Origin of the sequence: Microbispora sp. CA-102843 (assembly GCF_050936215.1) — a bacterium.
In the GTDB taxonomy this organism is placed as follows: domain Bacteria; phylum Actinomycetota; class Actinomycetes; order Streptosporangiales; family Streptosporangiaceae; genus Microbispora.
In genome coordinates this window covers 3,614,515-3,641,034 of record NZ_JBNJNF010000001.1, presented here as the reverse complement: position 1 = coordinate 3,641,034, position 26,520 = coordinate 3,614,515, and the positions used below count along the sequence as shown (strand labels likewise).

Annotated in this window: 22 protein-coding genes; 2 read left to right on the top strand and 20 right to left on the bottom strand. The window is 70.3% G+C overall.

Annotated elements, in window-relative coordinates; all coding sequences use genetic code 11:
• Positions 1-127 precede the first annotated feature (127 nt).
• From ACQEVJ_RS17060 to metH, 8 genes are all read right to left on the bottom strand, one after another.
• Positions 128-1,156, bottom strand: a complete 1,029-nt coding sequence (locus ACQEVJ_RS17060; protein ID WP_433102019.1) for an ABC transporter ATP-binding protein — start codon at positions 1,154-1,156, stop codon at positions 128-130.
• Positions 1,153-2,178, bottom strand: coding sequence for an ABC transporter ATP-binding protein (locus tag ACQEVJ_RS17055; RefSeq protein WP_433102017.1), 1,026 nt, complete (start codon positions 2,176-2,178; stop codon positions 1,153-1,155). Before ACQEVJ_RS17055 ends, ACQEVJ_RS17060 begins: the two co-directional genes overlap by 4 nt.
• Positions 2,175-3,194: an ABC transporter permease gene (locus tag ACQEVJ_RS17050; RefSeq protein WP_433102015.1), complete on the bottom strand. Its 1,020-nt coding sequence runs from the start codon at positions 3,192-3,194 to the stop codon at positions 2,175-2,177. Before ACQEVJ_RS17050 ends, ACQEVJ_RS17055 begins: the two co-directional genes overlap by 4 nt.
• A 90-nt stretch (positions 3,195-3,284) precedes the next feature.
• Positions 3,285-5,060 carry an ABC transporter substrate-binding protein gene (locus ACQEVJ_RS17045; protein ID WP_433102013.1) on the bottom strand — a complete coding sequence of 592 codons (1,776 nt, stop codon included), beginning with the start codon at positions 5,058-5,060 and terminating at the stop codon, positions 3,285-3,287.
• An 87-nt stretch (positions 5,061-5,147) separates the two neighbouring features.
• Positions 5,148-6,140: an ABC transporter permease gene (locus tag ACQEVJ_RS17040; RefSeq protein WP_433102011.1), complete on the bottom strand. Its 993-nt coding sequence runs from the start codon at positions 6,138-6,140 to the stop codon at positions 5,148-5,150.
• A gap of 366 nt (positions 6,141-6,506) precedes the next feature.
• Complete coding sequence (locus ACQEVJ_RS17035; protein ID WP_433102009.1) at positions 6,507-6,977, bottom strand: cellulose synthase; 471 nt, start codon at positions 6,975-6,977, stop codon at positions 6,507-6,509.
• Positions 6,978-7,046: 69 nt separating this feature from the next.
• Entirely contained in the window at positions 7,047-7,688 is a 642-nt protein-coding gene (locus ACQEVJ_RS17030; RefSeq protein ID WP_433102007.1) for an HAD family hydrolase, read from the bottom strand.
• Between the two features lie 80 nt (positions 7,689-7,768).
• Positions 7,769-11,233, bottom strand: a complete 3,465-nt coding sequence (gene metH / locus ACQEVJ_RS17025) for a methionine synthase (RefSeq protein WP_433102005.1) — start codon at positions 11,231-11,233, stop codon at positions 7,769-7,771.
• 218 nt (positions 11,234-11,451) lie between these two features.
• Between metH and ACQEVJ_RS17020 the strand changes: the two genes are divergently transcribed.
• On the top strand, positions 11,452-12,306 hold the full coding sequence (locus ACQEVJ_RS17020) for a PAC2 family protein (protein WP_433102003.1): 855 nt from the start codon (positions 11,452-11,454) through the stop codon (positions 12,304-12,306).
• Between the two features lie 299 nt (positions 12,307-12,605).
• On the opposite strand, the gene ACQEVJ_RS17015 is transcribed toward ACQEVJ_RS17020, so the two are convergent.
• The 5 genes from ACQEVJ_RS17015 to ACQEVJ_RS16995 all read right to left on the bottom strand — a co-directional run bounded on the left by ACQEVJ_RS17015 (position 12,606) and on the right by ACQEVJ_RS16995 (position 16,102).
• Complete coding sequence (locus ACQEVJ_RS17015) at positions 12,606-13,148, bottom strand: GNAT family N-acetyltransferase (protein ID WP_433102001.1); 543 nt, start codon at positions 13,146-13,148, stop codon at positions 12,606-12,608.
• 95 nt (positions 13,149-13,243) lie between these two features.
• Positions 13,244-13,753 carry an NAD(P)-dependent oxidoreductase gene (locus ACQEVJ_RS17010; RefSeq protein ID WP_433101999.1) on the bottom strand — a complete coding sequence of 170 codons (510 nt, stop codon included), beginning with the start codon at positions 13,751-13,753 and terminating at the stop codon, positions 13,244-13,246.
• A complete protein-coding gene (locus ACQEVJ_RS17005; RefSeq protein WP_433101997.1) occupies positions 13,750-14,577 on the bottom strand; it encodes an SGNH/GDSL hydrolase family protein in 828 nt (275 codons plus the stop codon). The genes ACQEVJ_RS17010 and ACQEVJ_RS17005 overlap by 4 nt, the downstream gene beginning before the upstream one ends.
• The gene (locus tag ACQEVJ_RS17000; RefSeq protein ID WP_433101995.1) at positions 14,574-15,254 is read right to left on the bottom strand and encodes a hypothetical protein; all 681 of its coding nucleotides are present in this window, start codon (positions 15,252-15,254) and stop codon (positions 14,574-14,576) included. The genes ACQEVJ_RS17005 and ACQEVJ_RS17000 overlap by 4 nt, the downstream gene beginning before the upstream one ends.
• Positions 15,255-15,316: 62 nt before the next feature.
• Positions 15,317-16,102 (bottom strand): SDR family NAD(P)-dependent oxidoreductase, encoded by a 786-nt coding sequence (locus ACQEVJ_RS16995; protein ID WP_433101993.1) that lies wholly within the window; start codon positions 16,100-16,102, stop codon positions 15,317-15,319.
• A gap of 68 nt (positions 16,103-16,170) precedes the next feature.
• Between ACQEVJ_RS16995 and ACQEVJ_RS16990 the strand changes: the two genes are divergently transcribed.
• Positions 16,171-16,665 (top strand): MarR family winged helix-turn-helix transcriptional regulator, encoded by a 495-nt coding sequence (locus ACQEVJ_RS16990; protein ID WP_433101991.1) that lies wholly within the window; start codon positions 16,171-16,173, stop codon positions 16,663-16,665.
• Between the two features lie 448 nt (positions 16,666-17,113).
• Here ACQEVJ_RS16990 and ACQEVJ_RS16985 read toward each other — a convergent pair whose 3' ends face one another.
• The 7 genes from ACQEVJ_RS16985 to ACQEVJ_RS16955 all read right to left on the bottom strand — a co-directional run bounded on the left by ACQEVJ_RS16985 (position 17,114) and on the right by ACQEVJ_RS16955 (position 26,319).
• Positions 17,114-17,335 (bottom strand): hypothetical protein, encoded by a 222-nt coding sequence (locus ACQEVJ_RS16985; RefSeq protein ID WP_433101989.1) that lies wholly within the window; start codon positions 17,333-17,335, stop codon positions 17,114-17,116.
• Between the two features lie 533 nt (positions 17,336-17,868).
• A complete protein-coding gene (locus ACQEVJ_RS16980; protein ID WP_433101987.1) occupies positions 17,869-18,804 on the bottom strand; it encodes a PLP-dependent cysteine synthase family protein in 936 nt (311 codons plus the stop codon).
• A complete protein-coding gene (locus ACQEVJ_RS16975) occupies positions 18,801-19,478 on the bottom strand; it encodes a TRM11 family SAM-dependent methyltransferase (RefSeq protein ID WP_433101985.1) in 678 nt (225 codons plus the stop codon). Before ACQEVJ_RS16975 ends, ACQEVJ_RS16980 begins: the two co-directional genes overlap by 4 nt.
• Entirely contained in the window at positions 19,478-20,848 is a 1,371-nt protein-coding gene (locus ACQEVJ_RS16970) for an MFS transporter (protein ID WP_433101983.1), read from the bottom strand. Before ACQEVJ_RS16970 ends, ACQEVJ_RS16975 begins: the two co-directional genes overlap by 1 nt.
• Positions 20,845-22,119 (bottom strand): hypothetical protein, encoded by a 1,275-nt coding sequence (locus ACQEVJ_RS16965; protein WP_433101981.1) that lies wholly within the window; start codon positions 22,117-22,119, stop codon positions 20,845-20,847. Before ACQEVJ_RS16965 ends, ACQEVJ_RS16970 begins: the two co-directional genes overlap by 4 nt.
• The gene (epsC, locus tag ACQEVJ_RS16960; protein WP_433101979.1) at positions 22,116-24,104 is read right to left on the bottom strand and encodes a serine O-acetyltransferase EpsC; all 1,989 of its coding nucleotides are present in this window, start codon (positions 24,102-24,104) and stop codon (positions 22,116-22,118) included. Before epsC ends, ACQEVJ_RS16965 begins: the two co-directional genes overlap by 4 nt.
• 400 nt (positions 24,105-24,504) lie before the next feature.
• A complete protein-coding gene (locus tag ACQEVJ_RS16955) occupies positions 24,505-26,319 on the bottom strand; it encodes an FAD-dependent monooxygenase (protein WP_433101977.1) in 1,815 nt (604 codons plus the stop codon).
• Positions 26,320-26,520 lie beyond the last annotated feature (201 nt).

The window sequence follows — 26,520 nt, the reverse complement described above, 5'->3', positions numbered from 1 at the left end:
CGGGCGGGGGCGCGCCCCGATACCGTCGTGACAGGGGCGTGGCCGAGGTGGCGGAACACGCCCCGCCGGTACGGCTCCCGCGGACCGTCTGGGGGGAAGGCGGCGGGGGCCGTACCGGCGGGATGGCTCACACGGCGGCCGTCTCCGGCGGGGATGCGGCCGCGCCGCCGGAAGGGGCGTTCTCGGGGAAGTGGCAGGCCACCTGGTGGCCGGGGGCGAGCGTCTCCAGCGGCGGCTCGACCTGCTTGCAGATCTCCTGCGCCTTCCAGCATCGGGTGTGGAACCGGCAGGCGGGCGGCGGGTTGAGCGGGGAGGGCACGTCGCCCTGCAGCCGGATCCGCTCCCGTTCCTTGCGCCGCTTGGGATCCGGGATCGGGACCGCCGACAGCAGCGCGTTGGTGTACGGGTGCATCGGCGTGTCGTACAGGTCCTTGCGGTCGGAGATCTCTACGATCTTGCCGAGGTACATCACCGCGACGCGGTCGCTGATGTGCCGGACCACCGACAGGTCGTGCGCGATCACCACGTAGGTGAGGTCGAGCTCGGTCTGCAGGTCCTCCAGCAGGTTGACGACCTGGGCCTGGATCGACACGTCGAGCGCGGACACCGGCTCGTCCGCGATGATCAGCTTGGGCTTGAGCGCGAGCGTCCTGGCGATGCCGATGCGCTGCCGCTGACCGCCGGAGAACTCGTGCGGGTAGCGGTTGTAGTGCTCGGGGTTGAGACCGACCAGTTCGAGGATCTCCTGGACCGCCTTCTTGGTGCCCTCCTCGGTCTTGATGCCCTGGATCCGGAACGGCGCGCCCACGATGGCGCCGACCGTGTGCCGGGGGTTGAGCGAGCTGTAGGGGTCCTGGAAGATGATCTGCACGTCCCGGCGGAGCGGACGCATCCGGCCCTGGGACATGTGCGTGATGTCGTTGCCCTCGAACAGGATCTTCCCGCCGGTCGGCTCGATCAGCCGCGTGATGAGGCGTCCGGTGGTGGTCTTGCCGCATCCCGACTCGCCGACCAGGCCCAGGGTCTCGCCCTTCTGCACGTCGAAGCTGATGCCGTCGACGGCCCTGACCGCGCCGACCTGCCGCTTGAGCAGGCCCTTCGTGACCGGGAAGTGCTTTTCCAGCCCCTGTACGGACAGCAAGGGCTCCTCGTTCACGAAGCCTCCAGGTTCGGCTTGATCTCGTTCTCCCAGATGGCGCGCCGCCGCTCGCGCGGCAGGTGGCAGCGCACGAGGTGGCCGCCCTCGGTCTCCAGCAGCTCGGGGACCTGCGTCTTGGCCTGCCCGCCCGTACGCTCCTCGAAGGCGCAGCGCGGGTGGAAGGCACAGCCGGACGGCACGTTGATCAGCGAGGGCGGCGAGCCCTTGATCGGCAACAGCCGCTCGGTCGGCTCGCGGTCCAGGCGCGGCATCGAGCCGAGCAGGCCCCAGGTGTAGGGGTGCTCGGGCCGCTCGAAGATGTCCTCGGAGGTGCCGTACTCGATGCACTTGCCGCCGTACATCACGAGGATGTCGTCGGACAGCTCGGCGACGACGCCGAGGTCGTGCGTGATGATGATCAGCGCGGCGTTGAAGTCGCGCTGCAGGTCGCGCATCAGGTCGAGGATCTGCGCCTGCACGGTCACGTCGAGCGCGGTCGTCGGCTCGTCGGCGATCAGCAGTTCGGGGTCGCAGCTCAGCGCCATCGCGATCATGGCGCGCTGCCGCATGCCGCCGGAGAACTCGTGGGGGTAGCTGTCCACGCGGCGATCCGGCTGCGGGATGCCCACCCGGCCGAGCATGTCGATCGCGTGCTTGCGGGCGACCTTCTTGCTGACGTCGTTGTGGATGCGGTAGGCCTCGATGATCTGCTGGCCGACCGTGTAGAACGGGTGCATCGCCGACAGCGGATCCTGGAAGATCATCGCCATCTTCTTGCCGCGCAGCGTCCGGACGTGCTCCTGGCTGGCCCCGACGAGTTCCTCGCCGTCCAGCCAGATCTCGCCGGAGATGCGGGCGCGCCCGCCCTTGTGCAGGCCGAGGATGCCGAGGCTGGTCACGCTCTTGCCGGAGCCGGACTCGCCGACGATGCCGAGCGTCTTGCCCCGCTCCAGCGTGAACGACAGCCCGTCGACGGACTTGACCAGGCCGTCGTCCGTCGGGAAGTGGATGCGCAGGTCCTTCAGTTCCAGGAAGCTCATCCCAGCCTCACCCTCGGGTCCACGACGGCGTACAGGAGGTCGACGATCAGGTTCGCGAAGACCACGAAGAACGCGGCGACGAGCGTCACGCCCATGACCTTGGGCAGGTCCTGGTTGGTGATCGCGTCGATCGCGTACTTGCCCATGCCGGGCAGCGAGTAGGTGCTCTCGGTGAGCACGGCGCCGCCGAGCAGCAGGCCGAGGTCGAGGCCGAAGATCGTGAGGATCGGGGTCAGCGCGCCGCGCAGGCCGTGCTTGACCACGACGGTCCGCTCGTTCAGGCCCTTGGCCCGGGCGGTGCGGATGTAGTCCTCGTTCATCGTCTCCAGCATGCCCGCCCGGGTGAGCCGCGCGTACCCGGCGGCGTACAGGAAGGCCAGCGTGATCCACGGCAGGATCAGGTTGTAGGCCCACATGGCCGGGTTTTCGTCGAACGGCGTGAAGCTGCCGCCCGGAGCGGTGATGCGGAACGGAGTGCCATAGCTGAAGACGACCAGCGAGACGATGCCGGTGAAGAAGATCGGCAGTGACACGCCCGCCAGGGCGACGCTCATCGCGGCCCGGTCGAAGAAGCTGCCGCGTCTCAGCGCGGACAGCACGCCGGTCGCCACACCGGCTAACACCCAGATGGCGGCGGCCCCGATGGCCAGCGAGATCGTCACGGGCAGCCGGTCGAGCAGGTCCGGCCAGACGGGGAGCCGGGTGAGGAACGAGTAGCCGAAGCAGGGCGCCGGGCAGCGCTCCACGCCGGGGCCGTAGTCGTAGTCGGCGCCGACGACGATGCCCTTGGCGAACCGCCCGTACTGCACGACCAGCGGATCGTTGAAGCCAAGCTTCTCGGCCGCGAGCTTGACCTGTTCCGCCGAGGCGGTGCGCCCCACGTAGCGCGCGGCCAGGCTCTCCGAGGTGGCGCCCGCCAGGCGGGGCACCAGGAAGAAGATGGCGAACGTGGCGATACTCACGATGGTGAGCATCACGACCGCCCAGATCAGCCGCCGGATGATGTATGTGACCACAGTCCCCCCGGCTCCGGGGGCCGGTCCGGTGGGACCGGCCCCCTTGCCGCGTTCACGCGTCTATCGGATCTGTCTGGTCTCGGCGGACGCTTACTTGACGCCCATGCCGAGGTAGTCGTACATGCCGTACGCGTCGTTCACGAAGATGTTCGTCGCGTTCTTGCTGCGCACGAGCAGGGTCTTCGTCCACACGTTCGGCAGGATGTAGGCGCCCTCCATGACCTTCTTGTCGATCTGGGTCCAGATCGCGTTGCGGGCGTTGGTGTCGGTCTCCTTCATCGCCTGGTCGATGAGCTTGTCGACCTCGGGGTCGCGGACGCTGACGTTGGAGGAGCCGCCGGTGTCGCGGATGACGCGGCTGTCGACGATCTGCTGCAGGAAGCCGAAGCCGTCGGGCCAGTCGGACTGCCAGCCGTTCTGGGCCAGGCCGATCTTGTTGTCCTTGGCGTAGCCCGGCTTGCCGGCGTAGAGCGCGAAGTAGTCGGCCTGCGGGAACGGCTTGAGCGTGAGCTTGATGCCGACCCGGCCGAGCGACTGCTGCAGCGCCTCGGCGGCCGCCTTCTCCTTCGGCCGCTCCGCGCGGTAGGAGATGTTGGTCTCGAAGCCGTCGGGCTGGCCGCAGGCGGTCAGCGCCTCCTTGGCCTTGGCCAGGTCGCCCTTGTTGTCGGCGCCCGGCGGGTAGAGGTTGAAGTCCTCGTGGCCGGGGATCGCCGGCGGCAGCAGGCTGGTCGCGATCTGACCGCCGGAGAACTCGCCGCCCCAGGCGGTCTGGAGGGAGACCTTGTCCGTGGCGTACTCGACGGCCTTGCGGCAGTCGATGTTGTCGAGCGGCGGGACGTTGCCGTTGATCGAGGTGTACCAGAGGCGGGTGCTGGTCGGGTTGTCGGCGTTCGCCTTCATCGCCGGGTCGGGCAGGACCCGGCCGAGGGCCGCCGACTGCACGCCGATGCCCGCCACGTCGACGTCGAGGTCGCCGGCGATGATCCGGTTGTCGATGTCGTCGGCGTTGACGTTGGTGGAGACCTCGTAGCCGTCCGGCAGCGCCTTGCGGTTGGGGTCGGTCGCCGCGTCCCACTGGTCGTTGCGGACCAGCGTGAAGCCCTTGCCGATCTCGTTCTTCTCGAACTTGTACGGCCCGGTGGAGATGATGTGCTCCTTGTACTTCGCGCCGGTGTCCTTGTCCTTGGGGACCGGGATCGTGGCGGGAAGCTGGGCGAAGTAGTCGAAGTTGCTCAGCGGCTGCTTGAGGTGGAAGACGATCGTGGAGTCGTCGGGCGTCTCGATCGCGCTGTCGGTGTTGACGTCCTTGGACTTGTACGCGCCCTTGTAGTCCTTGGGCCAGTCGAGGAAGTCGTTGAAGTAGGTGTACCCGTCGGGGAACACCTCCTTGTCGAACGACCGCTCCACGGCGTACTTCACGTCCTTGGACGTGACCGGGGTGCCGTCCTCGAACTTGATGCCCTGCTTGAGCTTGTACGTCCAGGTCTTGGCGTCGTCGCTCGGCTTGCCCAGGTCCTCGGCGAGGTCGGGGGCGAGCTGGTTGCCCTCCTTGCCCACGGCGGACTTGAACATCAGCAGCGACCGGCCGTACAGCCGGATGAAGTTCCAGGAGTAGCCGTAGTAGGTGTCGCCCGGGTCGAGGGAGTCCCAGTCACCGCCGTTGGCGAACTTGAGGATGCCGCCCTTCTTGTCCGAGGGGTTGACCACCCCCGTCAGGGCGGCGTTGAACTCGCTCGCGGAGTCGGAGCCGGCCGCGGCACCGCCGGAGGACGACGGCGTGCTGCTACCCGAACCGCCGCCGCAGGCGGCCACGGCGAGGGCGAGCACGGCGCCGGTGGCCGCCACGCCCAGTCTTCTTCTTAGCATTGCAAACCCCTTGGTGATAGGAGCCGGGGGGACTTTACGAGAGCCCGGGGACTTTACGAGAGCGGGACTTTGTGGAGAAGGGAGGACTCAGCGGGCCTTCGGGTCGAGAGCGTCCCGCAGGCCGTCGCCGAACAGGTTGAACGCCAGGACCGTGATGAAGATCGCCATGCCGGGGAAGAACATGAAGTGCGGGATCGTGTAGAACCGCACCGCGTCCGACAGCATGCCGCCCCAGGTGGGGGTGGGCGGACGCACGCCGACGCCGAGGAACGACAGCGCCGCCTCGAACAAGACGTTCGTGGGGATCAGCAGCGTCGCGTAGACGAGGATCGGCGCCACCAGGTTCGGCAGCAGCTCACGGAAGATGATGTACGGCCCGCGCGCCCCGAGGCTGCGCGCCGCGTCCACGAACTCCCGCTCGCGCAGCGACAGCGTCTGCCCCCGGATGATCCGCCCGATGTACGGCCAGTTGAAGAAGCCGATGATGAACACCAGCAGCGAGACGCGCAGCGTGTCGCCGGTCAGGCCGAACGCGGAGTCGGGGACGATGCCCGCCAACGCGATCGCGAAGACCAGGATCGGGAACGCCAGGAAGACGTCCATGGCCTTGCTGATGATCGAGTCGACCAGGCCGCCGAAGTATCCGGCGGTGACCCCGAGCAGGGTGCCGATGACCACCGAGAGCAGCGTGGCCAGGAAGGCGATGAGCAGCGAGATCCGCGCGCCGTACACGACCCGGCTGAAGATGTCGCGACCGTTCACCGGCTCGATGCCGAACAGATGGTCGGCGCTGATGCCGGTGCCCGTCTTGGGCGCCATCGTGGAGGAGTCGATGAGGTCGGAGTTGAACTGCGTCGGGTCCTGCCCGAACGCCCCGGCGATCACCGGCGCGAAGACGGCGACCAGGATCAGGAAGATGACGATCAGACCGCCGGCGAGGGCCACCTTGTCGCGCTTGAGACGCATCCAGGCGATCTGACCGAGGGACCTGCCCTGGATCGCCTTCGCGTCCGACGTGTCGACGACGGCCTCCGGCGTGGCCTGCGCGTCACCCCCGGTGACGTCCATCGGCGCGGTCATCGATCCTCCTTCGCCCTGCCCGAGCGGACCGCGCCTGCGGTGACGCGCTCGGGGTAGCCCGGGATCGATCCGGCGACGAAGAAGCGGCGGCCGCTCACGACCTTGCCTCGCACGGCCATTTGGTGCAGGCCCCCTGGATCCCAGACGACATTGTCCGAAGGGGCCGCGTGTTGTGCGACCCCCGGAGGCAGAATCTATGGTCTGAGCTGGGCTGACCAGTCCCCAGGGGTGCCCTGTGGCTCAACTGTGATTCACGCGAAACTCATTCGTGTTGATCTTGAATGGTTTGTCTGCGTCCCGTTTCGATTATGTCGTGGAACTGTAACATTGCACTGATCGGTAACTTGGTCCCACGATGTGGGATGTTCAGCTGATCCCCCGGCGCTTGAGAATGTCCTCGATGTCCGAGAAATCGTCCCCAGCGGGCTGTTCCACCTGTCGTGGCGCCGTCTTCCCGGTCTGTGCCGTTTTAGGCGTGGCAGGCCGCTCAGGCGCCGCGGTGGCGCCACCCGGCTCCGGCCGGGTCCGGGACAGCGCACGGCCGCGCAGCGTGCCGGAGACGACGAACAGCAGCGCCGACAGCCCGGCCAGGACCACCCCCGCCCACACCGCCGGCGACAGGACCAGGCCGGTCACGAAGCCCACCGCCGCCGCGCCGATGTTCCAGAGCGTCTGCAGCGCGCCGGTGAGGTAGGCGGCCAGCGGCAGCAGGGACCAGGCGGTGGCCCGCAGGCCGGCGGTCACCCCCCTGCGCCGGAAGGCCAGGTAGCTCAGCCCGATGCCCACCACGGTGAGGCCGCCGCACAGCGGCAGCCAGGCGATGTCGTTGAAAGTCATGGTGGGGCCCCCTTTATCGCGGTGTACCCCCATCCTGGCACTCCGCAGGCGATCATGCGGGGGCCCGCGTCACCGGACGAGCGACCGCAGGAAGTCCACGTCCACGTCGAGCAGCGAGGGCATGACGACCCGCCCGGGCGCCTGGGCGATCGGCAGGACGCTCGGCACCGCGACGACCCGGCAGCCCGCTGCGGTCGCCGAGGCGACGCCGTTCGGCGAGTCCTCCAGCGCGACGCACCGCCCCGGGTCCACCGACAGCAGGTCGGCCGCGGTCAGGTATGGCTCCGGGTGAGGCTTGGTGCGCGTGACGTCGTCGGCCGTCACGACGATCTCGAAGTGCTCCCGGCCGACGGCCTTGAGAACGGCGTCGGCGATGATCCGCAGCGACGAGGTGACCAGCGCCGTGCGCACGCCCTGGTCACCGAGCCCGCGCAGCAGGTCGAGGGCCCCCGGCATGGGCTCGACGCCTCTCGACAGCCGGCTCTCCATGCCGTCGATCAGCCACTCCCCCACCACGGCGGGGTCGACGTCGGCCTGCGTCAGCTCCAGCATGTACGCGACGGTGCGGTCCCAGGAGCCGCCCACGAGCTGCTCCTGGTGCTCCGGGCCCCAGGTTCCGCCGAGGCGGATGACCACCTCGGTCTCGACCTCGAACCACACCCTTTCGGTGTCGACGAGCAACCCGTCCATGTCGAACAGCACGGCGTCCACGTGGCCCCTTCCCCCGGTGAGACCCCCGATCAGGGGGGAGCAACATGGTAAGGGGCGCGCGTGAACAGCCGTGCGGCCGGTCAGACGTTGAAGTACTTCGCCTCGGGGTGATGGACGACCAGGGCGGAGGTGGCCTGCTCGGGATGGAGCTGGAACTCCTCCGACAGCGTCACGCCGATGCGCGCGGGGTCGAGCAGTTCCATCACCTGCACCTGGTCCTCCAGGTTGGGGCAGGCCGGGTAGCCGAAGGAGTAGCGGCAGCCGGTGATGTTCACCTTGAGCATGTCGTCCAGCGACTCGTCGCCGCCGATGCCCAGCTCCGACCGCGCCCGCGCGTGCCAGTATTCGGCCAACGCCTCGGTGAGCTGCACCGACAGGCCATGGAGCTCCAGGTATTCGCGGTAGGCGTCCTTGGCGAACAACTCGGCCGTGGCCTCGCTGATCCGGTTGCCCATCGTGACCACCTGGAAGGCGACGACGTCGGTCTCGCCGGACTCGCGGGAGCGGAAGAAGTCGGCCAGGCACAGGTGCCGGTCGCGCCGCTGCCGCGGGAAGGTGAAGCGGGTCCGTTCCTTCCCGTCGTCGTCCAGGATGATCAGGCTGTCGCCCTCGCTCACGCAGGGGAAGTAGCCGTAGGCGACCGCCGCCTCCAGCAGGTTCTCCGTCTGCAGCCGCTCCAGCCACATCCGCAGCCGGGGCCTGCCCTCGGTCTCGACCAGTTCCTCGTACGACGGGCCCTCGCCGCCCCGGGCGGCCTTGAGGCCCCACTGGCCCATGAACGTCGCCCGCTCGTCGAGGAAGGCGGCGTAGTCGGCCAACGGGATGCCCTTCACGACCCGGTCGCCGAGGAACGGCGGGGTGGGCACCGGGTTGTCGGCCGCGACGTCGGAGCGGGCCGGCAGGTCCTCCTCCGCGGTCCGCTTCAGCGCGGCGCCGGTCTTCACCCGCCGCGCGCGCAGCGGCGGCAGCGTCGCGCCGTCCTCACCGCGCTTGACCGCCATGAAGGCGTCCATGAGGCGCAGGCCCTCGAACGCGTCACGCGCGTAACGGACCTCGCCCCGGTAGACGTCGGCCAGGTCCTGCTCGACGTACGCCCTGGTCAGGGCGGCGCCGCCGAGCAGCACGGGGTATCTGTCCGCGATGCCCCGGGAGTTCATCTCCTCGAGGTTCTCCTTCATGACCACCGTGGACTTGACCAGGAGCCCGGACATGCCGACCACGTCGGCGCGGTGCTCCTCGGCGGCCTCCAGGATCGCCGACACCGGCTGCTTGATGCCGAGGTTCACCACGTCGTAGCCGTTGTTGGACAGGATGATGTCCACGAGGTTCTTGCCGATGTCGTGGACGTCGCCCTTGACCGTGGCCAGCACGATGCGGCCCTTGCTGCTGCCCTCGACCTTCTCCATGTGCGGTTCGAGGTAGGCCACGGCGTTCTTCATCACTTCGGCCGACTGCAGCACGAAGGGAAGCTGCATCTCGCCGGAGCCGAACAGCTCGCCGACGACCTTCATGCCGTCGAGCAGCACGTCGTTGATGATCTCCAGGGCAGGCCGCTGGGCCAGGGCCTCGTCGAGGTCGGCCTCCAGGCCCTTGCGCTCGCCGTCGATGATGCGCCGCTTGAGCCGCTCCCACAGCGGCAGCCCGAGCAGCTCGGCCGCCTTGCCGGCCTTCATGGACGCCGCGTCCACGCCCTCGAACAGCTCCATGAACCGCTGCAGCGGGTCGTAGCCCTCGCGCCTGCGGTCGTACACGAGGTCGAGCGCGACCTGGCGCTGCTCGTCCGGGATGCGCGCCATCGGCAGGATCTTCGAGGCGTGCACGATGGCCGAGTCGAGCCCGGCGTTGACGCACTCGTTGAGGAACACCGAGTTCAGCACCATGCGGGCGGCCGGGTTGAGGCCGAACGACACGTTGGACAGGCCCAGCGTGGTCTGCACGCCCGGGTAGCGGCGCTTGAGCTCGCGGATCGCGTCGATCGTCTCGAGCCCGTCGCGCCGGGTCTCCTCCTGGCCGGTGGCGATCGGGAATGTCAGGCAGTCGACGATGATGTCCTCGACCCGCATGCCCCAGTTCCGCACCAGGTCGTCGACGAGCCGGGTGGCGATCCGCACCTTCCACTCGGCGGTGCGGGCCTGGCCCTCCTCGTCGATGGTCAGCGCGACCACGGCCGCGCCGTGCTCCTTCACCAGGCGCATGATCTTCTGGTAGCGCGAGTCCGGGCCGTCGCCGTCCTCGTAGTTGACCGAGTTGACCACGGCCCGGCCGCCGAGCATCTCCAGCCCCGCCTCGATGACGGCGGGCTCGGTCGAGTCGATCACGATCGGGAGCGTCGAGGCGGTGGCGAAGCGGAACGCCAGCTCCTTCATGTCCGTCACGCCGTCGCGGCCGACGTAGTCGACGCACAGGTCGAGCAGGTGCGCGCCGTCGCGGGCCTGCGCCCTGGCGATCTCCACGCACTCCTCGTAGTCGCCGGCCAGCATCGCCTCGCGGAACGCCTTGGAGCCGTTGGCGTTGGTCCGCTCGCCGATGGCGAGGTAGGAGGTGTCCTGCCGGAACGGCACGTGCTGGTAGAGCGACGCCGCCCCCGCCTCCGGGCGGGGCCGCCGCTCGCCGCGGGCGTGCCCGCCCACCCGCTCGACCACCTGGCGCAGGTGCTCGGGCGTGGTGCCGCAGCAGCCGCCCACCAGCGCGAGCCCGTAGTCGCGGGTGAACGCCTCGTGCGCGTCCGCCAACTCCCCCGGGCTCAGCGGGTAGTACGCGCCGTCGGCGGTGAGCTGCGGCAGACCGGCGTTCGGCATGCAGGAGATCGGGATCCGCGAGTGCCTGGCCAGGTAGCGCAGGTGCTCGCTCATCTCGCTGGGGCCGGTGGCGCAGTTGAGGCCGATCAGGTCGACGCCGAGCGGCTCGATCGCGGTCAGCGCGGCGCCGATCTCGGAGCCGAGCAGCATCGCGCCGTTGGTCTCGATGGTGACCTGCGTGATGATCACCACGTCCCGCCCGGAGGCCTCGACCGCCCGCTTGGCGCCGACGACCGCCGCCCGCACCTGCAGCAGGTCCTGGCAGGTCTCGACGATCAGGGCGTCCGCCCCGCCGGCGATCAGGCCGGCGGCGTTGTCCCGGTAGGCGTCGCGCAGCGTCTCGTACGGCAGGTGGCCGAGCGTGGGGAGCTTCGTGCCGGGGCCCATCGAGCCGAGGACGAACCGGGGCCGGTCCGGCGTCGACCAGTGGTCGGCGCGCTCCCTGGCCAGGCGCGCGCCGGCCTTGGAGAGCTCGAAGATGCGGTCCTCGATGCCGTACTCGCCCAGGGCGGCGCGGTTGGCGTTGAAGGTGTTGGTCTCGACGCAGTCGACGCCCACCTCCAGGTACGCGTCGTGTACGGCCTGCACGATGTCGGGGCGGCTCACGTTGAGCACGTCGTTGCAGCCCTCGTGGCCCTGGAAGTCGTCAAGAGTGGGGTCGTAGGACTGCAGCATCGTCCCCATGGCTCCGTCGGCGATCAGGACTCGCTCGGACAGCACTTCTCGGAACGACGGTCTGCTGGTCATGGAGGCAAGCCTATCGGCCCCGCCGAATGGAATATCGTCCGCGCGCGCGTAACGGGAATACCGGTCGCGTGAGAGGCGGAGGGCCCGCGGCCTCCGGCACGGCGCCGCAGGTCAGCGCCGCGCGACGGGCCGGTGCCCGGCGAAGGTGACGTACGGGGCCCCTCACCGAATAGTCTTGGACTGAGCCATACTGCACAAGGCCAGTGAGGAGGCGGCGCGTGATCGAGTTCGAAGGGCTCCCCGAGCTCGTCGACCCGGTGCTGATCGCCGCGTTCGAGGGATGGAACGATGCCGGCGAGGCGTCCAGCGGCGTGCTCGCGCACCTCGAGTCCGAGTGGAAGGCCACCCCGCTCGTCGAGCTGGACCCGGAGGACTACTACGACTTCCAGGTGACGCGGCCGGTGGTCGAGCTCGGCGACGGTGTGACCCGCTCCGTCGTCTGGCCGACGACCCGGCTGCTGCTGGCCCGCCCGCCGGGCGCCAAGCGCGACGTGGTGCTGCTGCGCGGCATCGAGCCCAACATGCGGTGGCGGTCGTTCTGCGCCGAGATCGTCGGGCTCTGCCACGATCTCGGCATCGAGCTGGCCATCCTGCTCGGCGCGCTGCTCAACGACTCGCCGCACACGCGTCCTGTGCCGATCACCGGCTCGGTCAGCGACCTCGGCATGGCCCGCGCGCTCAACCTGGAGCTGACCAAGTACGAGGGCCCGACGGGGATCGTGGGTGTGCTGCAGCACACCCTGGGCACCGCCGGGCTGCGGACGGTGTCCCTGTGGGCGTCGGTCCCGCACTACGTCGCCCAGCCGCCCAACCCCAAGGCCACCCTGGCGTTGCTGCGCCGCATCGAGGACATGCTCGACATCCCGATGCCGTACGGCGACCTGGCCGAGGAGGCGCGGGCCTGGGAGCACGGCGTGGACGAGCTGGCGGCCCAGGACAGCGAGGTGGCGGAGTACGTGCGGGAGCTCGAGGAGCGCAAGGACGCGGCCGAGCTGCCCGAGGCCAGCGGCGACGCCATCGCGGCGGAGTTCGAGCGCTACCTGCGCCGCCGCGACCGCGGCACCGACCGCTGACCCGGCTGAGCGGCGTCCGGGCTCGTATCGAAACCGGTCGGCGCCGTTCGCCGATCGCCGGCCGGGTCATAGGACTGCAAGGTTGTTGCGGCTGGTCAGCGTGTCAGGGTGTTCCTCACCCAACTGAACCACTCCGACTTTCGTGGAGGCCCTGAAGCCAGCATCATCTGCTGGCGGAAGGAACAATCACGACACGATGCCGGCCCCGAGGAAGTACCCCCAAGAGCTTCGTGAGCGCGCGGTCCGGATGGTGTTCGAGGTCCGCCGGCAGACCGGCGGCGGCCCCGGCGCGATCTAAACTAGCCCTTCGAGTCAGGCTTCCAGTCCTGGACGAGGAGCCCGAGCAGCACCTGGTCCAGGAACTCGCCCATCACCCAGGCCGAGGAGCGCAGCACGCCCTCGCGGACGAAGCCGTTACGCTGGGCGGAGCGCAGCATCGCGGCGTTGTCCGAAAGCGTCTCGATCTGCAGTCGCTGCAGGCCGCGCACGACGAAACCGTAGTGGCACAGCACCGCGACCACATCGGTGCCGTAGCCCTTGCCGCGGGAGGACGGCAGCAGCCCCAGCCCGATGTGCGCGGACCGGTTGTGGTTGTCGATGCCCCACAACGTCGCGGTGCCGACCAGCGTGCCGCCGTCCAGCTCCACCACGGAGAACGGGACGCGCCCCTCCTCCTTGTCGTCCACCACGAGCCGCGGGTCCTTCGAGCCCGGCGTGATCGGCCGCCACGGCCGGCCTTCGGCCCGCGAGCCGTTGACCACGTCGTCGTAAAGCTCGGCCAGCAGGATCGGGATATCTTCCTCGTATCGGGCCCTGAGCCCGACCTTGTCGCCCCTCAGCATGGCGAACTTCCTATCGGACCGGGCTGGCCTGCGACAAATCAATAAGAACTCCTATCTGCTGGCGGCACTTCCAACGCTCATTGCGTTAGGGCCTCTTAGCCGCTCGGCCAGACGATCTTCTTCCAGGTCTTCTGATCCTCGATGTGATTCAGCATGTAGTGGGCGAGATCGGCGCGGGAGATGCTTTTCTGGTCTGGCAGATGGTGGCCCGCGGCGGCCCTGTAGCGCCCGGTGGGCGGCCGGTCGGTGAGCATCGGTGGGCGGATGATCGTCCAGTCGAGTGGGCTGGCTGTGACGATGCCTTCCATCAGGGCCATGCGCATCGCGCCGATGATGTTGGCCGTGCCTTGGGAGTAGATAACGGTGGGATGCCGACGATCACGGCTGCCCAGACAGGACAGGACGGCGTCGTGACCACCGGTCACGGCGTCCCACGTCCGGGCTTGCAGCACATCCCCGGGGACGATGACTGACCGGTCACGATGGTGTGCCGGGATCTTGTCCGGGTTGCGGGCGACAACGGTGACGTCGTGGCCGGCGTCGAGAGCCTGGGCCAGGAGTTGGGCACCGGTGCCGCCGGTGGCACCGAAGATGAGCAGCTTCATGGCGCATCGGCGAGGGCGTCCACCAGAGCGGCGGCAAGCGCCCGCTGACCGGTGAGGGAAAGGTGCAGCCCGTCTTCAACATGGAACGGCTCTGCCGTCTGCCCGGCGATGACGGGCCGCGTGTCGACCGTGCTGTCCGGCAGCCGGGTCACGATGTGGCCGACGGCGTCGATGTCGCGATTGGCCCACGTGATCCCCAGGTGCTGGAACGGCGGGTAGGCCGCGACCCGGGCCTCGTCCACCGTGGGAGGCGTCAGCCACACCCAGCGTGCCGTCGTGCGCTGCGCCGTGAGCTCGCGTAGCGCGCACAGGTTGCGTTCGGTCTCGGCGAGGCTGACCAGAGTGGGCCCGTCGGCCGGCTCTTCAGCAGGTCGGAAACGCTGGACGTCGTTGGCGCCCAGCATGCACAGCACCCAATCGGGGCGTTGCAGGCAGAGGCCGGGCAGCGCGGCCAGGGCCTGGGTGGTCGTCTGCCCGGAGATCGCCATGTTGATGAGGGTGATGGCGTCGGCCGGGCGCCGCAGGTCGAGGAGGTGACGCAAGATTTCGAACCAGGACAGCAGGTCGCCGGTCGTGCTCTCGCCGATGGCTATGACGCGCTGGCCCGGCTTGAAGGGAAGCCGGTCCACCTTCGCCGCGAATTCGGGATCGGCGAGCAGGTCCGTCGCGGCGTCGCGCGCCTGCGCGCCGTACGCTTGGCGCGTCTGGCGGTAGACGTCGACTTCGAGTCCGAACAGGTTGGCGATACGGTCGTCGCCGAGCCTGCCGAGGTAGCCCAGGACCTTCTGCGGGTGCTGGAAACGGATGAGTCGTTCGGAGTTCATGCGGTTGGCTCTTCTTTCCGCTCTTCTGGTGCTTTCGCTCGGTTGCGGCTGGAACCGGTCTGTCGAGTACGGGTGCGGGGCAGCAGGAAGCCCGCGGCGATGAGCCAGGCCAGGGCCGTGAAACGGGCCACGGGCAGCAGGAAGGCCGCCTCGGTGACGAGCAAGGTCAGGGTGGAGATCTCCGCGACGGCGGCGATCACCAGACCGGCGAGCGCGAGCGGCCGGGGCAGCAGCCCTGCCAGCAGCCCCGGTACGGCGACGCCCGCCACCAGCAGCCCGAGAAACACCACGTGTGCGATGCCTCCGGTGGCGAACGCGAGATCGTGCAGCACGCGGACCAAAGCGGGTTCGGTGAGCGCCGCCGGCCGGGACAGTGCCCATTGCAACAGCGCGGACAGGGCGAGCAGGCCGGCGGCCAGCAGGCCCCCGGCCAGGGCGATCGTGGCGCCCGGGGCACGGATCCCCAGGTCGCGAAGCCGAACGGACATGGTGGCGGCGTAGATCGCCATCGGCACGGAGGCAGCGAAGTGCAGCAACGCGCTCACCTGTACGGCGTTGTGGTGCTCGGGGAAGAACGCGAGGATCTCCTGCGGGGAGCCGAACGGAGACGGGAAGACGACACCGCCCGCCAGCGCCGTGCTGGCGGCGATTCCCCCGGCGAACAAAACCGTGAACACCGCGGCGAGAATGCCCGGCGGCGGCCCGCCCTGCCTCTGGGGTCGGGTGCGCTGCGCGCTCATCACGCGCTCACCCGCCCGCCGGTCAGGTCGAGCGTCGCCCCGCTCACCCAGGACGACGCTTCGGAGGCGAGATACAGCACGGCCTGGGCGACGTCGCCGGGCTGGCCGATGCGGCCCAGCGGGTAGGCGGCGGCCAACTCGTCCCGTTGCTCCGCGGACATGAAGCGCCGCATGCGATCGTTGAGCACCGCCGAGGGGGCGAGGCAGTTGACCCGGATGCCATGCCGGCCGACCTCGCCGGCCAGGTGTCGGGTGAGCATTACCACGCCGGCCTTCGCGGCCGCGTACGCCGCGTTCGAGCCGCCCGGCCGGCGTCCCGCGGTGGACGACATGGTGATGATCGACCCCGCGCCCTTGCTGATCATGCCGGGCAGGAACGCGGCCGCCGTCAGGTAGACCGAGGTCAGGTCGGATGCGATGATCGCACGCCACCGATCGGCACCCAGTTCGATCGTCGGCGTGGGGGCGCCCTGGCCTCCGGCGAACGCCGCGAGGATGTCCACCGCCCCCAGCTCGCGCTCGACGATGTCATGCATCCGCCGTACGGCCGCCTCGTCGGTGACGTCGCCCGGCGCCGCCACCGCCGTGCCCCCGGCTGCCGCGATGCCGCCGACCACGGCGTCGATCGCCGCCTGGTTCCGGCCGTTCACCGCAACCTTGACCCCGTTCTCCGCCAGGGTGGCGCAGGTCTGTGCCCCGATTCCCCTGGAGCCGCCTGTGACCAGCGCGACCTTGCCCGCCAGGTCCGGATAACACGGCCGTGCTCCGCCGAGCTCTGCGACCATCTCCACTCCTTTCTCGCCTGTGAATCATTCATAATACAGAACTATTCAGTCAGTACTAGTATCACCCCATGAGCACACCGCCACCGGCCGGCACCACCGGGGAACCGGCCGCGCGATCCGCGCCAAAGAGAACAGCGTTCCTGCTTGCGCAGGTGGGTGCGCACGCCGCGGCACGGTTCGCCGAGCGGATCAGCGAGCTGGAGGTGGTGCCCGCCGACGTCGGCCTCCTGCGCATGATCGCCACTCGCCCCGGACGCAGTCAGCAGTCCCTGGCCGAAGAACTGGGCGTCGTGCCGAGCCGGGTGGTGGCGCTGATCGACAACCTGGAGCGCAAAGGGCTCGTCGAACGACGGCGAAACCCGCAGGACCGCCGCAACTACGCCCTGCACCTCACGGAGCAAGGCACCCACGTCATGACACAGATGCGCCGGCTCGGCAAAGCACATGAGGACGACATCTGCGCCGCCCTGGACCACGCCCAGCGCGCCCAGCTGACCGAGCTACTGGAAGCCATCGCCGCCCAGCAGAAGCTCACACCCGGCGTCCACCCTGGCTACCGGTAACGGCGCCCTGGCCCCCTTGCCGCAAGGAGGCTGGTACGCCGCGCCGCTCGACGCGCTGGAGTCGCGAACTCGCCACTGCGTCAGGCGCGGCTGCCATGCAATGGGAAGCTGGAGGACGTGGCGAGGAGATCGACCCGGACTCCGCGGGACCTGTTCGTCTTCCCGGACGATCAGTCACCGGCGTAGGCCGGGCTGGGCCTGCTGACCGGGTTCGAGGAACTGCGGCAGGTGACGCCGGCGACGGTGCCCGGTGCACGCGAGTACCCGGTGGTGACCGGATCGCGCTCGCGTGATGCGGAGCATCTGGAGACGACCGAGGCGATACCGGCCGAGCGGCCGCGCGCTCGGTGAAAAGCCTTCCGCCCGCGTCACGACCGAAAAGGACGAAGCCGAACCCCGCCCAGCGCCGCCGTCCCCGCTGAACTCCACCCCACGCGCTGGAGCACGGTCAGGAGGACTTCCGCACCAGCAGCACCTGATCATCGTCAGCATCGGGTTCGACTCGGTAACCGGCCTTGCGCAGGTCGTCGGAGTACTGGGCGAACTCCTGCGCGGACACCTCGGCGGCGTCGGTGCAAGCGACCTGGAATGGCCTTCCGTCGCCACCACCCTCGACGACGAACCCGCCCTGGCGCTCGCTGAACTCCCGACGCCCCGCCTTGCGCAGCACCGTCCGGATGACCTGAGCGTCATCGCGTACGCCGTCCCCGCCCGCCAGTCGGCCGTGAAGATATCCACGCTGTCACCCCCGATCCGGACAGGGTGTAGCCGGTCAGGTCGGTCACCGGGGCCGAGGACCGCGTCCAGTCACCGGAGGGCGGCGCCACCACCCGCCAGTCGCCGGCCCGCCACACCAACTGCAGCCGTGTGGAGACCCGCACGGTGACGCCGCCGCGGCCGGGACCGGCCGCGGCCACGTCGACGATCGCCAGACCGGAAGCGTAGGCCTGCCAGCGGAACGCCTCCTCCACCACGTAGGCCCGGCCGATCGGCCCGCAGCAGCGCCTGGCGGTCCGAACCGGTGAACTGCTCGGCGATGGTCGGCTCGAACACCAGCGATCGCGTCCGCAGCCGCGACGCGGGATCGGTGTGGGCGAGGAACAGTCGCTCGGGCGTCGCCTGCCAATGATTGGAAGGACCGTAGGCCGGAGATCACCCCTCGGTCAACCTCGCGTTGAAAGCGCTGCTCATGCCGTTCGTCAGTCAGGCCGGCCACCAGCTGAGGTAGCGTTCTCCGGTGTCCGGGAAGATCGTCACGATCGTCTGCCCCGACAGGTCCCCGCGGCGGGCGAGCTCGGCGCATCCGTACGCCGCCGCGCCCGAGGAGACCCCGACCAGCAGCCCGGTGGTGGCCGCGACGAACCGGGTCATGGCGGCCGCCTCGTCGTCCGGCACGGTGATCACGTCGTCGATGAGGGTGACGTCGGTGACGGGACTGGTGAAGCCGCCGTTGAGGCCCGGAATCCGATGCGGCCCGGGGGCGCCTCCCGACAGCAGGGGGGAGCCCTCAGGCTCCACCGCGACGACGCGCAGCCGGGGGTTGCGCTCGCGGAGGTAGCGAGCCGTTCCGGTGAGGGTGCCGCCGGTCCCGACCCCGCACACCAGCACGTCGACCTCGCCGCCGGTGGCGGCCCAGATCTCCGGTCCTGTGGTCGTGTAGTGGGCCATGACGTTGGCGGGGTTCTCGTGCTGGCGGGCGTACCACGACCCGGGGACGGCGGCGTGCAGTTCCGTCGCCCGGTCGACGCACCCCTGGAAGCCGAGGACGTGGTCGGTGAACTCGACCCGGGCGCCCAGCATGCGCAGGGTCAGCGTGCGCTCCCGCGACGCGTTGTCCGGCATCACGACGATGCACGGGTATCCCCGGCTGACCGCGAGCGCCGCCAGGGCGATGCCGGTGTTGCCCGAGGTGGACTCGATCACGGTCGCGCCGGGGGTCAGGGCCCCAGACGCCTCGGCCTCCTCGATCATGCGCAGCGCCACCCGGTCCTTGATGCTCGACAGCGGGTTGGCCGCCTCCAGCTTGGCGAGCAGGGTCGCGGCCGGGGGCAGGCCGTCGAGGGCGAGGCGGAGCAGGGGCGTGTTGCCGATGAGATCGTCGATCCTGGTCGCTATCTCCCGGTCGATCAGAGGGATCATGTCTGCTCCTTCGCGGCCACCAGCAGGTACTCGTGCGAGCGGTTGGTCGTCATCGGGTCGTCGTCGCTCACCGGCCGGTCGTAGCAGTGGATCCGCTCGTCGCCGAGGGTCAGATGCCGGCCGAGCACCCGGGCGACGTCCCAGGCCAGCGGCACGAACCTGCCGGCCAGGCGGCGGTTCTGCACGGCCAGCACCGCCCGCGCGCCGGGCCGCATGACCCTCGCCACCGCGGCGAAGGCCTCGTCGAGCGCGCTCAGGTACTCGTCGTAGTCCCGCAGCGCGTAGAACTGACCCTCCACCGAGGAGTCGGTGTCGAGGTTGGTGCCGAAATAGGGCAGGTCCGCCAGGACGAAGTCCACCGACTCCTCCGGCAGCGGCGGGGTGCGGGCGTCGGCGCACAGCATCGTCTGGCCGGGATACTCCTCCAGGCGCTTTCGCGCCTGCTCCGCGCGCTCGGGCGAGACCTCCAGGCCGATACCCTTCCGGGACTCGACCGCGCACGCCACCAGCGTGGTCCCCCAGCCGGCGAACGGGTCGAGCACGACGTCGCCCGGCCGGCTCATCTCGAGGATCAAGGGCCGCAACTGGCTGACCCAGCCGCACTGACCGGCGGCCTCCGGCAGCGCGTACGCGGGGTCCTCTCCCTGCAGCACATGCCAACTCGATCTTCCCATCAGTCCACACCAGCCTTCTGTGTCGTCGTCGCGACGCGACGGTCTTCCGTATCTGTCTCTTCGTGGTCTTCCTGAGTCCGCGCGTGGACGGCCCGGGCGGGCAGCCGGGATTCCAGGCGGAGCATGGTGAGGGCCGAGCCGGCGACGCCTGCCGCGAGCAGCAGCCACATGGAGATCGGCGACAGGCTCAGCAGCGCGGTCAGCACGGCCGGGGCCAGCGTGATCGGGATGGCCCAGGAGAACTGGTAGACCGCCATGTACCTGCCGCGGGTCTCCTCTGGGGCCGCGCTCGACACGAGCGCGGACAGCGGCGCGCCGTGCAGCATCTCCCCCAGGGTGAACAGCGCCGTCGCGGCGAAGACCCCGGCCAGGGCGACCGACCGCACGGGGACCCCGGCCAGCAGGGCGAACGCCGCGAACGACGCCGCGAACGTGGCGGCGCCCGCCGCGACGGTGCGGGTGCGCCGATACCGGATGAGCCGCCGCGTCACCGGGATCTGCAGCAGCGCGATGCCGACGGTGTTGACCGCGTACAGCACGCCGACCAGCGACGCGGGGACGTCCAGTTCCTGGGTGACGTAGACGGGCAGCGCCACCGACAGCACCATGTAGCCGAAGGCGGTCGGCACGTTCTGCAGGGTCAGCGCGAGGAACGTCCGGTCGCGCAGGACGAGCCGGTATCCCCCGCTCCGCCGGGCCGTCGCCGCCGCCCGCGGTGCCGTACGGCCCTGCGCGCCGGGCACCGCCCCATCGGGAACAGAGCCGCCCGGAACAGAGCCGCCCGGAACAGGGCCGCCCGGAACAGGGCCACCGGGAACAGGGATCGTGCGGAGGATCAGCGAGGCGCCGGCGAACGCGGCCGCGCTGACCAGGACGATCACCCGATAGGCGGCGTCGCTGCCCAGGCCGAGCGCGACGCCCGCGATGAGGCCGCCCGCGCCGAGGCCGGCGTTGCGCAGGCTGCGCTGCGCGGCGAGGAGTTTGTCGCGGTCCGCGCCCCGCGCGATCGCGGCGACGAACGACTGGATCGACGGCGGGTAGGAGCCGTCGCCGAGCGCCACCAGCGCCACCGCGAGGAACATCGTCAGCGGCGAGTCCACCAGCGGGTAGGCGGCGAACCCCGCGGCGCGCACCAGATAGCCACCCACGACGACGGCCCGCGCGCCGAAGCGGTCGACGAGCACGCCCGCGATCGGATTGGCGATCAGGCTGAACAGCGCCGCCGCGGTCATGATGACGCCGACCCGCTCGATCGGCAGCCCGGTGACGTGGTGGAAGAACAGCAGGGACAGGGGCAGGTACATGCCGCTGCCGGTGGCGTCGACCACCATTCCGGCCATGTAGCGCACCTGCGTCGACGGGCGGGTCACGACGGCACCGCCTCGATCCGCACCTGCTCCTCCAGCCGCGCGCCGAGCGAGCGCAGCCTGCGCTCGCACTCCGCGCGGGTGGGGGCCGACGCGATGGCCACGGTCAGGAAGTCGGCCGAGCCCGCGGCAGGCGGGACCACCTGGCCCGGCCGCGCGTAGAGCCAGAAGTGCTCCACCCAGGGATCCCGCGGGGCGTCGGGCAGCGCGTGGATGAGTCCCGGCCGCTTCATCATCAGCACCTGACCGGCCATCCGCGCGGGTTCCGGCCGCCGCCCGGGACGTACGGCCCGCTCCACGTCGGGCAGCGGCAGGCCGAGCTGGGCCCGGATGGAGCACTCGGCGAGGTTGACCCCGAACAGGGTGTGGAAGACCTCGCGGATCTTCCCGCCGCCCGACCGGCAGGCGATCTCGCACAGCACCAGCCGGTCGTCGGGCGTGTGGAAGATCTCCGCGTGGAAGGCGTGGTCGCGCAGCCGGCCGCCGGGCCGCCGCAGCGCCGCCAGCGTCCGCCCGGTCAGCTCCAGCAGGCGGCCGGTGAGCGGGTCGCCGGGGTCGAGCGCCAGGTCGACCCGGGAGCCGGGGTCGCTGCCGAACGACGCGAGCTCGTACTGGTACTGCGAGGGCCAGGCCAGCACGACCTCGCCGTCCACCACCAGCCCGTCGACGTGGCACATGCGGCCGGGCACGTACGCCTCCAGCAGCAGGTCGTACCGCTGCTCGTCCCGCTGCGAGCCGTACGCCTCGGCGAGGAAGGCCGTCAGCGCGTCCCGGTCGCGCAGGATGCGCAGGCCGATGGAGTTGAAACCGGCCCTGTTCTTGAACACCAGGGGGAAGCCGTGGACGCCGGCGAAGGCCAGCACGTCCGCCGCGGTCCGCGGCACGGTGTGCGGCGCGACCTCCACACCGGCCCGCACCGCGTGCTCCTTCATCAGTGCCTTGTCCCGGAACGGCAGCACGTCGGCGGCCCGTGCGCCGGGCAGACCGAGCTCCTCGCGCAGGGCGGCCACGCGCAGCACGTCGGCCTCGTGCTCCCCGATCAGGTGGGTGGCGCCGTACTCTGCGGCGAGGTGCGCGGCCCGCCCGGCCACCTGGTCGTCGTGGTCGAAGAGCTCCAGGTGCGTGTAGCCGAGGTTCCCCTCGGGGATCCGCTCGCCGAACGGCTCGAACCTGTCGCGGGCGGCGAGGATCACCACCGGGCCCTCGTAGTCGCGCAGCCAGCGGTCGTACGGGAACGGCTCCAGCGGGCTGCGGTGCACGATGACGACACTCATGCCGGCACCTCCGCGAGCGTCCGCGCCTGCGCCGGGGAGTGCGCCTCGGCCACCCGCGCGAGCCAGGTCCGCCCGTCCTCGCCCACGACCCGGATCCGGATGGCGTCGTCGATGACCTCCGCGCCGCGGCGGATGGCCGCGTCCGTGTCAGGGCCGGTCACCGCCACCAGGCCGAGCCGGTCCCAGTTGTCGCGTAAGGCGTGCACGGGGTCGCCGGGCTTGGCGGTGACGCGCACGTCCAGGACGCCGTCCCGCGCCGCGGCGTCGGCGACGCCCTCCACCGACTCGACCCGCCCCGGCTCGCTCACCAGGGAGCGCACGCTGGCCCCGGCGTGCGCCTCCGGCCGGTCCGGCAGTTCGGGGACCAGCCCGAACGGCCAGCCCAGTGCGTATTCGACCAGGTCGATGCCGTACGCCCCGCGTACGAGCTCCGGGATCATGTCGCCGGCGACCCGGTTGTGGCTCTCGATGACCACGGGGCCGTGCGGGCCGAGCCGCAGCTCGGTGTGCGTGACGCCGTCCCTGAGGCCGATCAGGTCGAGGAATCGGCGCACGCTCGCGCGGATCCGCTCCCCCACCGGCTCGTCCAGCCGGGCGGGCACGGCGTGGCCGAGCTCCGCGAACCGGTCGGCGTGCACGAACTTCTCGGTGATCGCCACCACGACGTGGCGGCCCGCGAAGCTGAACGACTCGACGCTGAACTCCGGTCCCTCGACGTACTCCTCCATGAGGAAGTCCCGCAGGAGGTACATGGTCGAGACCCGGTCGGTCCGGGTGCCGCGCAGCCCTTCCACCGTGGCCCAGACCCGCTCGGCGTCCTCCGGCCCCCCGATCCGGAAGACGCCGATGCTCGCGGTCGCGTCGGTCGGCTTGACGATGAACGGGTAGCCGTGGACGGCGCCGAAGACGTCCAGGTCCTCGCGCCGCAGGAGCGGCGCGGCGGCCACCGCGGACGGGTCGAGCTCCGCGCCCGGAACCGACGCGAGGTGGCGGCGCATGACCAGTTTGTCGCGGAACCTCCTGGTGACCTCGTAGCCGGTGCCGCCCAGGCCGAACAGGTCGTTGACCCGTCCCGCGTTCTCCAGCCCGGGCTCGGTGATGGACAGCGCGACGCGGAACCCGGGCTCCTGCCACAGTTCCCTGGCGACGGGCTCGACGGCCGCCCAGTCGGTGTAGTCCAGGACGCGCAGGACGTCGGCGAGTTCCTCCTGCTCGGGGCTGACCTTGGTGGGGTGCTGGAGCAGCAGGACGGTCAGGCCCAGCTCCTTGGCCTTGCGCACGGTTTCGTCGGTGGCGCCGACTATCAGGACCGTGCTGTCAGGATTCATCGATCCATTCCTTTCGTCGGAGGGTCGGGGCAGGCCGGCTCGGGCCGTACGGGACGACGTGCCGCCGCGGGGCGGTGACACGGTCACGGCGGAGGCGAGGGCGCGCGCACCGGCGGGCACGTCGTGGAGGACGAGCGCCCGCGCCCCGATGACGGCGTCGTCTCCCACGCACACCGGGCCGAGAACGGTCGCGCCGACGCCCAGCACCACGCGGGCTCCGATCACCGGGTGCCGCCGTTCCCCGTCCGCGCGCAGGTTGTCGCGCCACCAGCCGACCGCCCCCAGGGTCACCTGGTGGTAGATGGTCACGTCGTCGCCCACGACCGCGGTCTCCCCGATCACCACGGCCGCGCCGTGGTCGACGAAGACCCTGCGCCCGAGCACCGCACCCGGGTGGATCTCCACCCCGGTGACGCATCGCGCGAGGAGCATCAGCAGCCGGGCCGGCAGTCGCCGGCCGCGCCGGTGCAGCCGGTGGGCGACCCGGTGCAGCCACAGCGCCGGAAGCCCCGGGTGCAGCAACGCCTCCTTCCTGTCACGGACGGACGGGTCCCGCTCGACGATCGTCCGCAGGTCCTCGGCCAGAAGACGTAGCAGTCTTTCCGGCCGTTCGATTCTCTGGGGTGACGGAGAACACCTGAAATCGGCATGCGGCATCTTCGCCTCCTCACAATCACCTCGGCGAACAAACCATGAATGAAAGCCCGGATCTATGGAATGGCAGACCGCCACTGGCCTGGAGATCCTCCACGGCCATTTCCGGGAAAGTGAATTACGGACCCTTTTTCCTCGGTTATTGGGTAAGCGTGAGGGTCCAGGAACCACAGGTCAACCCCTACCCGACGGACCTTCGACCGGTAATCGGCGGGCCGACAACCCCGATCGGACAGGCGTCGTACCGAATTCTCCGAGCCCGTGGGGGAATTCCCCGGGTCCGGCGGGGGCACAGAATGCGGACGCGCCGGCCTGCGAACAGACCGGCGCGGTGAAAAAGATTATGAAGGCGAACGTCGACTCGGCGGGCGGCCCTCGGAGACGCCGCCGAAATTGGCACGGCTCAGGCGGTGGCCGACTCTCCGGAGGGAACGGGGACCGCCGCGGGCTCGGTGATCGCGTCCAGCGCCTCACGCAAGGCCGCTCCGGGATCGCGGGGAAGCCCGGCGTGCCGCCAGGCGACGATGGTGTCCGGCCGCACCAGGAGGGCTCCGTCGCCGCCGACCTCGCGCAGCCGTTCCCATCGGCCCTCGGTGTCGTGACACGCCTTCCCCGGACCGGTGCCCACCTCGGCCACGTCCACCAGCCGGGCGAGGGGGTGGTCCAGCCCGGCGAGCGCCGTACGCCAGGCGTCGGCGTGCTCGTCGACCACCAGGGCGAACCTGCCGGGCGCCGCCAGGTCGAGCGTGGACGCCCGCCCGGCGGGGGTCGCCAGCCAGGTGTGCGGAACGTGGTGTCCGGGCGTGGACGTCGGGCGGTAGACGAGCATGTCCTCATGCACGGGGGCGCCCTCGCCCTCCGGGACGAGCGCCCCGGCCTGGTACGCGAACCCGTTCTCCGCGCCGTGGGCGTGGAACTCCTTGTCGAGCAGCCTCATCGCCCCGGCGACCGCCGCCCGCTTCGCGTCGCCCTCCGGGCCGTCCGACCACAGCGTCTCCAGCGCCGCCCAGCCCTCGGCCGGCGGGGTGTCCGGCGACAGCCCGAGGGCGACGTCGACGACGCCGCCGTGGCTCTGGAAGTTGTGCAGCGAGGTCCCGGCGACCGCGAGCGCGACCGGGCGCCGCTCCGTCTCGTAGCTGTCCAGCAGACCGCTCAGGCTCGGGTCGCGCAGCGCCGCGGCGATCTTCCATACGAGGTTGTGCGCGTCCTGGATGCCGGTGTTCAGGCCCAGCGCGCCCCACGGCGGGATCCGGTGCGCGGCGTCGCCGACCAGGAAGCAGCGGCCCTCGCGGAACCGCTCCGCCACCACCGCCTGCAGATACCAGTGGCTGATGGAGTGCATGGAGATCTCGAGGTCGGGCAGGCCGAGCGAACGGGTGATGCGCCCGCGCATCCCCTCCTCGTCGAACCGCTCCGGGTCGTCGGCGTGGAACCCGCAGGCGAACACCCACTCCTCGGACGCGCCCTCGGGAGACCAGGGGCCGAGGTGGTAGAGGTAGCCGCTGCCGATGGACCCGCCGAAGTCGGGGTTGACGAACCAGTTGATCAGGCAGCCGTCGTCGGGCAGGTAGGGACCGAGGTCGGCGCCGAAGTGGGCGCTGACCATGTCGACGAGGTTGGTCGGCCCGATCATCCCGATGCCGAGCAGGTCGGCGACCGTGCGTCCGCCGTCGGCCGCCACCAGGTAGCCCGCCCGCACCCGCCGGGTGGTCCCGTCTGCATGCTCGACCGTCACCGTCACGTCGTCCCGCCCCGCGGTCACCTCGGTGACGCAGGCGCCGAACGCCACGTCGGCCGACGGCGACGACTCGGCGTGGGCGCGCAGGATCGGCTCCAGCCTGATCTGCGGGAGCACCGTGTAGCGCGAAGGGCTGGCCTGGGCGTACTCGTCGGCGTAGACGCCGCCGCCCCAGGCGTCCCGTACGGCGATCCTCCGGCCGTGCAGCGGAGTGGAACCGGCGAAGGAGGTGTACCAGGCGGTTCGGCCGACCGTGCGCGGCGGCGCGGCAGCGGCGTCGATGTCCTTCGCGAGCCCGGCGGATCGCAGGATCTCGATGGTCCGCTGGTTGAGCCCCACCGCCTTGGGATGCACCGACGTGCCGGGGTGCCGCTCGAACACCGCGTGCCGTACGCCGAGCCGGCTCAGCAGGATCGAGGTGGTGAGCCCGACCGGGCCTCCGCCCACGACGACGACGGGATACTGGTCGATTCCGGTCACTCGTACGACCTCCAGTGGTAGCTGGCCGTTCTGATCAGACGGGAAACGACAGGCGGATACGGCGGACAAGCGTCCGCAAGATCACCGAAAACCGGACATCCATGACCTGCCCGTCACCCGTGCCCGCCTATCCTGTCCCCCTCGCCGGGTTGTTGTCCATACAGCGGACACATGTCCGTAAAACGAGGAGCCATCCGAAGT

Bases quoted from the DNA above. Each gene is read 5' to 3' on its own strand.
- ACQEVJ_RS17035 (WP_433102009.1), bottom strand. From the start codon at position 6,977: ATGACTTTCAACGACATCGCCTGGCTGCCGCTGTGCGGCGGCCTCACC.
- ACQEVJ_RS17040 (WP_433102011.1), bottom strand. From the start codon at position 6,140: ATGACCGCGCCGATGGACGTCACCGGGGGTGACGCGCAGGCCACGCCG.
- ACQEVJ_RS17005 (WP_433101997.1), bottom strand. From the start codon at position 14,577: ATGAACTCCGAACGACTCATCCGTTTCCAGCACCCGCAGAAGGTCCTG.
- ACQEVJ_RS16990 (WP_433101991.1), top strand. From the start codon at position 16,171: ATGAGCACACCGCCACCGGCCGGCACCACCGGGGAACCGGCCGCGCGA.
- ACQEVJ_RS16995 (WP_433101993.1), bottom strand. From the start codon at position 16,102: ATGGTCGCAGAGCTCGGCGGAGCACGGCCGTGTTATCCGGACCTGGCG.
- ACQEVJ_RS17055 (WP_433102017.1), bottom strand. From the start codon at position 2,178: ATGAGCTTCCTGGAACTGAAGGACCTGCGCATCCACTTCCCGACGGAC.
- metH (WP_433102005.1), bottom strand. From the start codon at position 11,233: ATGACCAGCAGACCGTCGTTCCGAGAAGTGCTGTCCGAGCGAGTCCTG.
- ACQEVJ_RS16965 (WP_433101981.1), bottom strand. From the start codon at position 22,119: ATGAGTGTCGTCATCGTGCACCGCAGCCCGCTGGAGCCGTTCCCGTAC.
- ACQEVJ_RS17010 (WP_433101999.1), bottom strand. From the start codon at position 13,753: ATGAAGCTGCTCATCTTCGGTGCCACCGGCGGCACCGGTGCCCAACTC.
- ACQEVJ_RS17045 (WP_433102013.1), bottom strand. From the start codon at position 5,060: ATGCTAAGAAGAAGACTGGGCGTGGCGGCCACCGGCGCCGTGCTCGCC.
- epsC (WP_433101979.1), bottom strand. From the start codon at position 24,104: ATGCCGCATGCCGATTTCAGGTGTTCTCCGTCACCCCAGAGAATCGAA.
- ACQEVJ_RS16980 (WP_433101987.1), bottom strand. From the start codon at position 18,804: ATGATCCCTCTGATCGACCGGGAGATAGCGACCAGGATCGACGATCTC.
- ACQEVJ_RS17015 (WP_433102001.1), bottom strand. From the start codon at position 13,148: ATGCTGAGGGGCGACAAGGTCGGGCTCAGGGCCCGATACGAGGAAGAT.
- ACQEVJ_RS16975 (WP_433101985.1), bottom strand. From the start codon at position 19,478: ATGGGAAGATCGAGTTGGCATGTGCTGCAGGGAGAGGACCCCGCGTAC.